9 protein-coding genes and 1 pseudogene are annotated in these 12675 nt (G+C 56.7%); 5 read left to right on the top strand and 5 right to left on the bottom strand.

The features are described 5' to 3' along the window. The 3 genes and pseudogenes from VMW13_10140 to VMW13_10130 all read right to left on the bottom strand — a co-directional run. Window positions 1-658 (bottom strand): cobalamin-dependent protein (locus VMW13_10140; protein HUV45173.1); only part of this gene is annotated, 658 nt, incomplete at its 3' end. An 872-nt stretch (window positions 659-1530) separates the two neighbouring features. Continuing rightward, window positions 1531-1784 (bottom strand): annotated as a pseudogene (locus tag VMW13_10135) (IS1380 family transposase). Between the two features lie 32 nt (window positions 1785-1816). Next, a complete protein-coding gene (locus VMW13_10130; protein HUV45172.1) occupies window positions 1817-4168 on the bottom strand; it encodes an oligosaccharyl transferase, archaeosortase A system-associated in 2352 nt (783 codons plus the stop codon). Between the two features lie 433 nt (window positions 4169-4601). On the opposite strand from VMW13_10130, the gene VMW13_10125 reads away from it, so the two are divergent. Both VMW13_10125 and VMW13_10120 read left to right on the top strand, forming a co-directional pair. Further along, entirely contained in the window at window positions 4602-5540 is a 939-nt protein-coding gene (locus VMW13_10125) for an ATP-binding protein (protein ID HUV45171.1), read from the top strand. A 4-nt stretch (window positions 5541-5544) separates the two neighbouring features. Beyond that, window positions 5545-5955 carry a response regulator gene (locus VMW13_10120; GenBank protein HUV45170.1) on the top strand — a complete coding sequence of 137 codons (411 nt, stop codon included), beginning with the start codon at window positions 5545-5547 and terminating at the stop codon, window positions 5953-5955. A gap of 115 nt (window positions 5956-6070) precedes the next feature. On the opposite strand, the gene VMW13_10115 is transcribed toward VMW13_10120, so the two are convergent. Then, window positions 6071-7180, bottom strand: a complete 1110-nt coding sequence (locus VMW13_10115; GenBank protein ID HUV45169.1) for a hypothetical protein — start codon at window positions 7178-7180, stop codon at window positions 6071-6073. 214 nt (window positions 7181-7394) lie between these two features. Here VMW13_10115 and VMW13_10110 point away from each other — a divergent pair, with 214 nt between their 5' ends. From VMW13_10110 to pth, 3 genes are all read left to right on the top strand, one after another. After that, on the top strand, window positions 7395-8078 hold the full coding sequence (locus VMW13_10110; protein ID HUV45168.1) for an MBL fold metallo-hydrolase: 684 nt from the start codon (window positions 7395-7397) through the stop codon (window positions 8076-8078). A gap of 135 nt (window positions 8079-8213) precedes the next feature. Beyond that, window positions 8214-10265, top strand: coding sequence for an NAD-dependent DNA ligase LigA (gene ligA, locus VMW13_10105; protein ID HUV45167.1), 2052 nt, complete (start codon window positions 8214-8216; stop codon window positions 10263-10265). Continuing rightward, a complete protein-coding gene (gene pth / locus VMW13_10100) occupies window positions 10240-10851 on the top strand; it encodes an aminoacyl-tRNA hydrolase (GenBank protein HUV45166.1) in 612 nt (203 codons plus the stop codon). Before ligA ends, pth begins: the two co-directional genes overlap by 26 nt. Before the next feature lie 104 nt (window positions 10852-10955). Here the strand turns inward: pth and VMW13_10095 are convergent, their stop codons facing one another. Beyond that, window positions 10956-12233 (bottom strand): hydroxyacid-oxoacid transhydrogenase, encoded by a 1278-nt coding sequence (locus VMW13_10095; GenBank protein HUV45165.1) that lies wholly within the window; start codon window positions 12231-12233, stop codon window positions 10956-10958. Window positions 12234-12675 lie beyond the last annotated feature (442 nt).

Below are 12675 nucleotides of genomic sequence, written 5' to 3'. Positions count from 1 at the left end.
TGTCTGCAAGTGCGATGGTGTCTACCCCGTAATCCTTAACCAACCCTTCTATATCTTCAACCATTCTGTCGGTACGTAAGGCAAGCCATCTCCTCTCCCAGACCGTCTGTTCGCTGCAGAACCCACACCTGAAGGGGCATCCATAACTAGAGACATAGTTGAGCACTCGATTACTGAAGGCGTTGCTGTAAATGCTCCTCTCTACATCAATAAGATGATAGGGCATGGGAGGGAAGTCGTTTACGTCCTCCAGTGGCCTCCCTGGGTTATGGAGTATCTCCCCAAATCTTTCGTAGGATATACCGGCGACATTGCCCAAAGATTTTCCCTCTGCCAGGCTGTGTACCAGTTCGGCAAACGTTCTTTCTCCCTGCCCTCTAACCAGAATATCTACGTAGGGAGACTTAATGGTTCCGTCAGGCTCGAGAGTGGGGTGTCTACCTCCCCACACAACTGGCAGGTCAGGATACCTCTCCTTCACCGACCTGGCTATCTCCAGCCCATCTGTGATTTGATAGCCAGTCATGGCAGTAATCCCAAGGCAGGTAGCATTCCGGCAACTCTCCAACACGTCTTCTGTCGGCCTATCACTGAGATTACTGCTTACTATTACGATATCGTATCCTGCTTGCTCCAGAAATGATGATATGGCCAGCAACGGCAAAGGAGCCCCCTGCGTAGGACGGTAGGGTCCCCAAGCCCTGGGGGAGTATAAAACAACTCTGGGATTAGATCCTCTGCCCATTCTCTTCTGCTTTGCTTGTTCGCATAAACTCTCCCCATCTGCTCAAACCTCCCTTCCCGTACTCAGCAAGGCTGACCCTACTGGACTGGTTTCTTCGAGCAGACAAGGATCTGGTTCACGCCAAACTCAAACTTTCTATAGCACAGTACGACGAATCCCGTTTCTTTACTGAGGGCGATCAGGCTTACCCTGTCATAGATTCGCATATGTGGATAGGGAAACTCTTTCCTGCCCGAAGCCGTCGCACCGATGAAATGGCCGATATTGTCACCAATCTAAGTCGGCATGGTTATCAGCAGATGCCTTCCATCTGTCAACACTTCATGCAGGAGACTCAGCAGTCTTCCTGGGTTTCGGAGGTGCTCAATCACCTCGAGAAGGGAAACCGTGTCAAAAGTTGTATTGAAAACCGGCAGATTAACAATCGTGTCCTCGTTTACATCAGCAGCCCAGAACGCGTAAGTGGAGTTGTCAATATACTTTTGTTTTAATAAGTGTCTCCTGCCCTCATTACCTTGTCGCTAATAGTATACCCATGGCACTTGGCTGTCAATCTCCACTACGGATCTCTGTAATATCCTCCCTCATCAGCATGGTGAGGTCCTCCGTAACGAAAGAGGTCATACTGCCCCCATTTTTCTCATCTGACTGCCTGTGTCTCCTCAGCCGCACTCAGCCGGGTGATGGGCATAACCCGGTTATACGCATCACTAGGTTATGTATTCAAGAACGGCAGCGAACAGCCCTATGGACACAACCGCCTCAGCCAGGTGGGAAACGAACCGTCGGGCATGGCCGCACAACCCGTCTCCCCATTTTGATTCCCTTCGGCAAGCATCGCCTGCGCAGGAAATTACCCAGAGTGCACGCCAGGGATGAATAGCTGGAGCCTTACCTGGTTGGCGAGAAACTGGTGGCATGAGAGGCTGGTTACGACGAAGCCTACTCGGGGGGATAGCTGTCCCTGGTGCCACTCCACTTTGACCATCACCCATCTGGGGTGATCCCAACTACCTGCCTGATACTGGAAGTCCTGGTAGCGGGTGTCTGGGATTGACCAGCAACAGTTTCTCAGTCATTCGTTTCCATCCTCACAATCTGGTCTGCTTCGCTGATATACTCAAATATCTTAATCGTGGGAATCAAGTCCTGCTCAAGGTGCTCGGTAAGTTCCTCTGAGCTATACACCAGGCTGTAGTGTTCCAGTGCTGCCAGGGGCACGGGACTCACCATCGGGTCGGAGCTGACTATCCGGTACTTCCCGGCATCCTGACCTGAGAGATAGACCTCAGCCTCTTCGTAGTCGGGGAAAGACCTGGCACTGGTGACCCGTTTATAAGCGGTGCCGGCACGGTCCACAGCATCCTCAAAGGAGATGACCATTGTGCTGTCCGGGACCACTGCCTTACCATCGAAGTTATACAGCCGGCTGGACAGGGAGCGGAAGTACTCGGGGTAGAAGAAGATTATCGGCAGGAGCTTGCCGTCCTCTTCCACGTAGTAGATACCACGAAAATCGTCCGGACTGCTCCCGGCAAAGGTTGCCATAGCATGGAACTTCCCTGTAGCCGTATCGTAGTCGATGACCACATACCTGGAATCCAGCTTATCGATTATCTCGTTAGCCGGGGCTTCCTCCTGGGCAGTGAAGCAGCGGGCGACCGGGACAGACCAGTTCCCCCCCGGGCCGTGGTTGGGCAAGCGCCGGGCAATACGCGTTATCCAGTGGCCGTAGTCCCACCAGGCCATTACGCCGTAGGCGGACTCAGGGTAATCATAGGCCTTGCCGGGCAACGGTGCCTCGTAGAGCTCGTAGTAGAAGTCCGGGTCGCCGAAGGGGTCCGGAGTATTATCTCTGAGCCAGTAAAGCGAGCTGTGCCAGGCATCGGAAGGCGTCAGAAGCCTTGTCTCCTCGATAACATCCGTGGTAGGGCCGTTCCAGGCGGGTGGCACCCCGGTATTGGGAACGAAAACCACGAATAGCACAACCAGCATTCCTACGCCGGAGGCAATCCGGCTTGTTGCCGGACTCACGGTCCCGGTCTTCTTCCCCGGTCTGCCCTCACGGGCAACCCATTTACGGATATCGACCCACCCCAGGAACCACGACGAGAAATAGCCGGTGAGCAGAACGACATTGATGGCGTAGTAGTAGGCAAAGCGGCGCTCTCCCAGGGTAGCCGCCAGCATCATCACACTCCACAATACCAGTATGGTATTATGTGCCTCCCCACGCCGTACCAGCAGGTAGACCAGCATACATAGCGAGATGAAGCTGATAAAGAACCCGGTGGTGAAAACCTCCCAGGCAAGCGAGAAGGAGAAGCTATCACCGACGGAAAGCAGGGGTCTCACCTCGGAGACTGTCAAACCTACGCCCGAGGGCGAGAAAATGCTGAGCCTGCTCAGAACTGATGTCAGGAAGGAAGGGTTGGTGAAATGTAACACGATGAAGCCAACCACACCAAGCCCGAGTACTGTCAGTGGGTAGTAGGCCTTTCGTACCGACCTGAGGGAGAAGAGACGGGAAACACCGTTGAGTACCAGCGGGGTAACCAGGGCGATAACGATGGACATCAGCGGCAGGGTGCCGGGAGAGAACGGTAGCAATATCAGCAGAGCCACCAGCATGGTGACCGCTCCCACAATCCACAGGTCGTCCCCGGTGGTTCCCCGGAGGTGGTCCATGATTGCCTGGACAACGAAGTAGGCAAAGATGATGAAGATAAAGAGCGGGGCACCAGTCCAGGTAAGCAGGTAGACCCCCAGAAAAACACCGGCCAGCAAGCTAAAGGCCAGTGGCCGGCGGATGCTTGGCCAGTTCAGGTTCCTCAGGTCGGCCAGGGACAGCCGTTTATGTCTGGCCGACTTAAGTGCCATGATGCAGAACATCATGGCACTGGTACTGAACAGGACTTCAGCGGCATGATGGTCGGTGGCACCCAGGACAGACCGCCCCATAAATTCGCCGGGAAGTATCGCAATCAGCGCCGCCGCCAGCAAACCGGCCCGCCGGCCAAATAGCTCTCGGCCGATGAAGTAGACCGGGATAACGGTCAGGGCACCCAGTATTGCGGGAAGATAGGCAGCGACCGCCTCGATGGTCTGCAGGCTCGGTGAACCGAGGCCGACCAGCAGGGCACTGCCGGCAATGAGCCAGTCGAAAAAGGGCATGTACTGCCAGGTGCTGCCGTAGGGATAGTAAAGGTAGGGGTCGAAGGTTATGTGCGTGGGGAAGTTGCGTACCAGGCTGTCCACCAGCCGCATGTGGTAGTGGGCATCGGCACCGACAAATTTGACCTGGTCGCCAGCAAAGACCCAGTCGTGTGGGAGATAGGCCCGGAGGAAAAAGGCAAGGCCGGACAGCAGGGCGATGACCACGACGGTAACAAGCCCTGGAGAAAACCTAATCTTGCCCATCATTTACTTCCTGATGCCCGTTGTGGTTATCAGTCATAAATCCCTGGTTATCGAACAGGCGTAAAGGTCTCTTAGCGTCCTGGCTTTACTCTTCCGGCTCTCTCCCGTCAGCGTCATTATCGGTCTTCTCTCCCTGTTCCCATCAGGCATGAATTCGTCTTTGACCAGTCCTGCCGAAGGATAACCGGACTACCCCTGTCCGCTGCACCCTATTCTGGCACAGTACCGTATTCCGCGCAGGGCAATGGGGGTTCAATGTCATGACCCACGGGTCTCAACGTTTGAGCCGAAAGGGTCATACAACTCCTCGATGCCCGGATATCCTCCTTTCTGCGCCGGAAGCAGCCTTTCTCCGCAGTGAACCTTTCGGTCAACCATGCAGGGCTACCGGTATAACAAGATTTGGTCTCTGGCGTCTTACACAGGAAAAACAGTCGTGCGAGAATTAGCTATTGGATGCGGGAGAATACACGTTACGGAAGGAGAGGTAGTTCCTGAGCTGATTATCAGGAACGGTGATATGAAGATGCTCGAATGCCACGATACGCAAATCAAAGACCCGGTGGAACGGGTAACCGAGGCCCTGATTTCCGGGGAGGATGTCACCGCACTACGGAAGACACGGGAGCTGCTACAGCACTCACAATTGCTGGCCTCACTGGGTGAGATGACCGCCGGCATTGCCCATGAAGTGAATAACCCCCTGGGCAGTATTCTACTCTATTCCGAATTGATGATGGCGGCGGATTCCCCACCTGAAATCAAACGGGACCTGAAGGTGATACACGAGGAAGCGAAGCGAGCCACCAAGGTAATGACCGACCTGCTCACCTACAGCCGCCGGGAGAAATCCACCATGCGTCGCCTGGACCTGAACAGAATCCTCCGCAAGATGCTGGACATGCGCCGGTATACGGAAAGGATAAGGAACATCACTGCAACCACCATCTTCCAGGACGGCCCCCTCCATGTGAGAGGCGATGCATCCCAGCTGATGCAACTCTTCATGAACCTGATGCTGAATGCCGAGGAATCCCTTAGTGAGGCAGACGGCGGAAACATCATGGTCTCCACCTGTAAAGAGGGCGAATGGGCCAGGGTGTCAGTCTCCGACAACGGCACTGGCATTCCTCCGGAGAACCTGACCCATATGTTCTACCCGTTTTTCACGACGAAGCGGATGACAAACGGTACGGGCCTCGAGTTGAGCACCTGCTACAGTATTGTGACCGACCATAACGGACTGATACACGCGGAAAATAACAGCTTGGGCGGCGCTACCTTCACCGTGGAGCTGCCCCTGGCCGGAACCCGCAAAGGGACACGCCAGCGGCAGACCGGACGTGTGCGGAGAGCAGCCCCGCTGGAGGAGTAAATAAATGGTGAAGGCAGATATGGTAAAGGGGAGTCCGGAAATCCTGGTAGTTGACGATGAGCCCCAACTGTGCACTGCCCTGCTTCGTATCCTCAAGATGGAAGGCTACGAGGTAAGGACGGCATCTGATGGGGAGACAGCGCTCGGGCTGGTCAAGGAGAAGCAACCGGACGTAGTCCTGCTGGACGTCATAATGCCGGGAATGGACGGGCGGGAGATATGCCGGCGGCTGCGGGAATGCAGCACGGGAACACAGGTAATCTACTTCACCGCGAAATCGGGGGCATTCCATCCAGAGGCGATGAAGGAGCTTCGCCATGAGGCTGATGCTTTCCTCGCCAAGCCGGCATCAAGCAAACAGATACTCTCCCAGGTGAGTAGTGTCCTGCAGAGCGTCCGTCAATTGCAACTTTGAATAATGGTACCGGCTGTGGAATGAGCCGCCTGTCCGCAGGAAAGATTGCGCCGATGCAGATGTGCTGGTGTTTGCCTGCGCAGTTCCGGTTTCGCCTGGAAGATAGAGTGTGCTCTCAGCGGAGAGACCGCCAGTATTCTTTGAGGTAGTTCTTTACCTCGATTACGACCACCTTGATGTCCCCCAGGTAGCGGTTCACGCCCAGCCAGGCGGGGGCAGGTTCCGGCTCCTCCAACGCTATGTCGATGCCGGTCAGCCCGCAAATCAGCGCCAGCCAGCAATGCGGCAGGACCCGGCGGTTGTAGCCGGACCCGATAAGGTCAATCACCCTGCCTTTACAGATACCCGCCATCTCTCTGACCTGCTCCCCGAACATCCTGAAGCCGTCAACCTCCATTCCAAGGTTGGTCAGTTCGTCGGCGACATGGGGGTCTGAGCCTCCGTTTCGGATGATGAGCTGAGGCTTGAACTCGTCCACTATCGGCCGTACTATCTCCTCGAACACCATCCGGTAGGCCTCCTGCCCGGAGAACAGGGGCATGGGGACATTGACCGTGAAGCCTCTGCCATCCCCGGAGCCAATCTCACTGGCGAAACCCGTTCCCGGATAGAGGGTCCTGGGGTCCTGGTGAAGGTCGATGAACAATACGGCCGGGTCTTCGTAGAAATAACGGGCGGTGCCGTTTCCGGCATGGGCGTCGGTATCCAGTATGAGTACCCTGTCCAGCGCATACCGCTGCCGGAGGTACCGGGCGCAGAAGGCGACATCATTGTATATGCAGAATCCTTCCCCATTGCCGGGTCCGGCATGGTGCATGCCCCCGCCAAGAGCAACCACTTTCTCGACCCCGCCTTCCTGCACCAGGTCACAGGCTTTCTTCGCCTGCCCGACGATAAGCCTTGCCGCCTCCTCCACCTTTCCGGGCCGGCCCTGGGGTACGTTGTCCGGACTGTGGAAGCGGAAAAAGTCCCCCGCAGGGGTCAGACCAAGATTAGCCTCCCGGTAGTAGGACCGGGTGAAACGGATATACTCCTCATCGCAGATAAGGTGCAGGTCTTCATCTCCCGCCGGCTCAGCCTTCAGCATCCGGTAGTCCCTGTTCTCGACCAGGATATCCTTCAGGAACTGCGGGAATATCTCGTAGCGGTCACCGCGGAAGGGATGGCCCGGACCGAAATCGTATTCCCTCAGTTCTTCCCGATAAACGATGGATATCATCATCATACCTATCCCCTGGATATTCCCATTCTACCCCAGTGGCGTCGCGATGCCAATCCGGTCGCCGTTCCCGACCGAAGAGCCGCCGGTCATCATTGACCTTTATGTCGCCGGGCGGTAGGATATAGCCTGACCGGTTAATATCCTGTACAGGTAAGTACCATGCCGGACTATCTTCCGTCACTCCGGAAAAGTATCTCCGGTTCGGGGGGTGAAGGGAATGAGCAAAATAGATATCCACAAGCTTCCCCTGGGAAACTGCAACTGCTACCTCATCAAACAGGAAGGTCTGGTCCTGGTTGATGCCGGCTTCGCCAACCAGAAGGACAACTTCCGCAGGAGGCTGGAAGGGTTGTCCATTGCCCCGAAAGACATCTCCCTGATTCTGCTTACACACGGCCATTACGACCACATCGGGTCGGCCGCCGACCTCAGGAAGCTGACCGGTGCGAAAATTGCCATCAACTACCGCGAGCGTGACTGGGTGGAGCAGGCCTTGAAACGACTTCCACCGGGGATTGGCTTCCCGGGTAAGGTGGTAGCGCTGATGACGAGAGTCATGGCGCTGATGGTGGAGTTCCCTCGCTGCCCGGTAGACCTGGTACTGGAAGATAAGGCGTTCTCCCTGAGGCCTTTCGGTATCGAGGGTACGGTGCTGTACACGCCGGGACACACATGGGGCTCGATGAGTGTCCTGCTGGACACCGGCGATGCCTTTGTCGGTGACCTGGCAATGAGCGTCATGCCCCTCCGGTTCAATTCGGGAATGCCGTCTCTCGGTGACGACCGTAATACGGTAAAGGAGAGCTGGCGATTGCTCCTCGATAACGGTGCCGGAACGATTCACCCCGCCCACGGGCACTCCTTCAGTGCGGACGTCCTGAAGAAGGGATTGTCCGGCTAGGCTGTCCCGTTCCCGATACAGTTACCCCGTATACCCCCTCTACCCCGCCGAATGTACGGGATATGACTTCCTGAACACGCTTCATCTTCTCCGTTCCCATCCAGTTAAAGCACCCACTATGCTATAATTTAGCTGATGACTGACCAGGTACAAATCCAGCAGAGAATAGAGCAACTCAAGGCGGACATAAACCGCCACAACCACCGCTACCACGTGCTCGATAGCCCGGAAATCAGTGACGCGGAGTATGACCGGCTCGTCCGGGAACTGAAGCGTCTGGAGGAGCAGTACCCGCAATTCCTGACCCCGGACTCTCCGACACAGCGCGTGGGGGCGGCCCCGGTCGAGGCTTTCGGGGTGGTGGAGCACCTCTACCCGCTGTTGTCACTGGGGAATGCCTTCTCCGATGAAGAGCTGACGGTATGGCACACACGCACATCCCGGTTACTTGGCGAAGAGCAATTCGACCTCGTCTGTGAGCACAAGATAGACGGCCTTGCCGTGGCTCTGACCTATATCGACGGCCAGCTTACTACCGGGGCTACCCGTGGCGACGGATTCCGTGGGGAAAACATCACCCGGAACCTGAAGACCGTCCGGAGCATCCCCCTGTCCGTTCCCGGAGACGCCCCACCCCGATTCGAGGTGCGGGGGGAGGTCTTCCTGCCCAAAGCCGGTTTCCACCGGCTCAACCAGGAACGGGTCCGGGAGGGACAACCACCATTTGCCAACCCCAGAAACGCCGCCGCCGGCTCGGTGCGCCAGCTCGACCCCAGGATTACCACACTGCGTCCGCTGGACATCTGCATCTACATGCTCGGCTGGGCCGAAGGCAGGCCGGTCCCGGACACTCACTGGGAGCAACTCGATTACCTGAAATCGCTGGGCTTCAAGGTGAACTCCAATAACGTGCGATTGGACAGCATAAAGCAGGTCGAGGAGTATTACAGACGCTGGGTGGACGACCGGGAAAGCCTGCCCTACGAGGCCGACGGTATTGTCGTCAAGGTGAACGCAATCGAGCGTCAGGACCGCTTGGGCAACATCGGGCACGAGCCGAGATGGGCAATCGCCTACAAGTTCCCTGCCGTCGAGGAAACAACCGTGCTGAAGGAGATAGGCATCAGCGTTGGGCGCACCGGTACGCTCAACCCCTACGCCATTCTGGAACCGGTCGCCGTGGGTGGAGTTACCATCAGGCAGGCCGCCCTGCACAACGAAGCCGACATCCGCCGCAAGGACATCCGCGAGGGCGACTGGGTCACCGTCCGACGCGCCGGAGAGGTCATCCCGGAGGTCGTCGGACCGATAGCGAGCAAGCGCACCGGTGAAGAGAAGGAGTTCAGCCTTCTTGAGAAGGTGTTCGACCGCGAGAAGGGGCGCCCGGCCTGTCCCGTCTGTGGTGCCGAAATCGTCCGCCCCGAGGGTGAGGCGATGTACTACTGCACCAATACCGCCTGCCCCGCCCAGGTGCAGCACGGCATCGAGCTATTCGTCTCGCGGGGCGCGATGGACATCCGCGGCATCGGAGAGAGCCTGAGTGCCACACTGCTTGCCGAAGGCCTTATCGGGAACATCGCCGACCTCTACTCCCTCAGGCAGAAGCGCGAACAGCTCGTGGGACTGGAGAAGATGGGCGAGAAGAGCGTCGACAACCTGCTCGACGCCATTGACCAGAGCAGGGACAGGCCACTTGTCAGGGTTATATTAGCTCTCGGTATCCGGCACGTTGGTGGCGAGATGGCCGGAGTCCTGGCCAGCCACTTCGGTAGTATGGACCGCCTGGCTGATGCGACCCGTGAGGAGCTTCTGGCCATCCCGTCGGTTGGCCCCAGGATTGCCGATAGCATTATCGCCTTCTTCCAGCAGGCGGAGAACCGGCAGGTCATTGAGAAACTCAGGGCAGCCGGAGTCAGGCTGAAAGAAGACGCTGCGGAGCCGCGACCACTTCCCCTGGCCGGTCAGGAGTTTGTCATCACCGGCCGGCTGGAAGCCTTCAGCCGGCAGCAGGCGGAGGAACGGGTGAAGGCACTCGGTGCGACGGTAAAAGACAATGTTACCCGCAACACTGGTTACCTGGTCGCTGGGGCAGACCCCGGCGGCAGCAAGCTGGCACGTGCCCGGGAACTGGGCACGAAAGAGATGACGGAGGAGGAGTTCCTTGTTCTTCTGGAAGAAAAAGTATAGCTACAGACTGATTGTAGGTCTCGGGAACCCGGGTGAACGCTACGCCCGCAATCGCCACAACATAGGCTTCATGTGCATTGAAAACTACGCCCAAAAATACGGAATCCGGTTAAATAGAAAGCAGGCTACGTCCCGAATCGGCACCGGCGAGATACTCGGACATGACGTGATTCTTGTCAAGCCGGAGACCTTTATGAACCGGAGCGGTCTGGCGGTCAACCGCCTGCGACAGAAGCACCAGGTCAGGCGGGATTACATTATTGTGGTCCATGATGACCTGGACCTGCCCCCGGGCAGGATACGTATCCGGCCGGTGGGCAGCTCTGCGGGGCACAAGGGCATCACCTCGGTCATCGACCACCTGGGCAGGAACGACTTCGCCCGCATCCGGGTGGGTATCGGACGGCCGGCGGGGACGGACGAGTCTACCGGTGTCGGCGACGCTGACATTGTCACCTACGTCCTGGGTGACCTTACGCCGGAGGAAGAGGAGACCTTCCGGGAAGTCATCCCCCGCGTTGGTGAGGCCATCGACCTCATCCTGACCGAGGGCTTGCAGGCCGCCATGAACAAGTATAACCAGTAGGGGAAGACCGAAGGTGCGGAGTCTTGCTGTTATTATTCGCTACTTCAGCACCGTATTCTGTTTCATCTTCCCCGTCTATCGTCTGTCGGCCGTTCTCTCATTTCTTACCAGCATGTTAGCGAATCAAGGAACAGTTGTTTCAGGTCATCAGGCGTAAAAAGCCTGGGTGATAGTCTGGTTATACGCTGCTGGGGCAACGTGCCCTCAACCAGCTTATCCACATCCTCTGCCGTGAAGCCAACAGCAGCCAGGCCGTTGGGCATCCCTGTTTCTTTCATCAGGGAGACTATCTTGTCGGCCAGTATGTCTCCGGCATCTTCCAATCTGGCACCGGCAGTTTCCACGCCTGCCAGTCGAGCAGCCTCCAGGTGCCGTTCAGGATTTACCGGAGCGGTGAAGCGAACAAGGGCCGGGGCGGTGAGAATGACGGCCAGTCCGTGCGGAATAATGGCGTGGTCCGGAGAGTATCCCTCGGGGATGTAGTTACGCACCATTCCGGACACAGGGTAGGACATCCCATGACCGAGATGCGTACCCGCATTGCCAAAGCCGATTCCAGCGAAAGTGGCGGCGATAATCATCTGGCTGCGAGCTTCCTCATCGGCAGGATTTTGAACTACCCGGACGATGTTCTTGCTTGCCATTTCAATAGCCTTTGCCGCCCAGACATCACTCACCGGGTTTGAACCCTGATAAGCAGGTCTCAGTCGTGGGTTTTCCGGTGCCTGGCGCTGGTTGTAGGGTATGGCCGTGAAAGACTCCAGGGCATGGGCCAGAACATCAAAACCCGTACACGCAGCGACCATCCTGGGGAGGGTGCGCGTATTATCCGGGTCGACTATGCCTGTCGCCGGCCGCAGGAATCGATGCGCAATAGCTGTCTTGAGATGCATCTCAACCAGGTCGAAGACAGCCACTCCTGTTACTTCGCTTCCGGTTCCCGCGGTGGTAGGGATGCAGACCAACGGCTTGAGGGGGCCGGGCACAGGAGTCCCTTTGCCGATTGGAGCGTTGACATAGGTAAGGAAATCAGCCGGATAGGTCGAGTAGAGATTGGCAATCTTGGCAGTATCCATACTCGAGCCCCCGCCTACGCCTGCAAAGCCATCGAACTTACCCCTTGTGGCAAAGTCGATAGCCTCCTTCAGCGAAGCGTCCGTAGGCTCTATGCGGGTATTACTGTACAGGACCGCCTCAATTCCTGCGTCCTCGAGTGCTTTCAGGGTCACCTTCACGGGCTCTTTTTCCGCCAGATTGAGGTCTGTCACCACCATTACCCTTGTTGCCCCAAGCTCTTTCAGGTCGAAGCCGACTTCCCGGGTGGCTCCGGAGCCGCACTTGATGCTGACCGAGTCCATCCTGACTACTGATTCCAAAGCCATTATTTACTCCCTTCCAGGATATTCTCCAGGACTTGTTCTGACCATCCGGCAGGGTCTGAACGGAATCTCCTTGTGTCCCAGCGCCCTCACCAATGACGGCTACATCTTCACCTCGCGGAACTCATTGATGGTGAAGTCCGGCATCCATCCCGGGATTGCCTCAGAGCGCCTGGGATACGCAACAGTGGCGTTTACACTTGATACCTGTAGTCATATGTGTAGTTCCAAGATTACAGGAGTCAGCAGCGAGAACTTTTGATGATAACTTGAAGGTTTGTTCTAAATCCTTCTAATAGCCTTTTGTAAGCTCCCATTCAATTTGAATAGCCGTATGATCCAAGTCTGGGAATAATGAAGCTTCGTTTACTCCTAGCTCAAAGAGCCTGTCTTTCCAGTTCTTTCGTACCTTTCCTGGAATAGTCAATTTGCCCAGCTCACGCTG

The organism is Dehalococcoidales bacterium, assembly GCA_035529395.1.
Classification (GTDB): domain Bacteria; phylum Chloroflexota; class Dehalococcoidia; order Dehalococcoidales; family Fen-1064; genus DUES01.
Note: the sequence above shows the minus strand (reverse complement) of the source record. Positions and strands in the feature narration are given on the sequence as shown.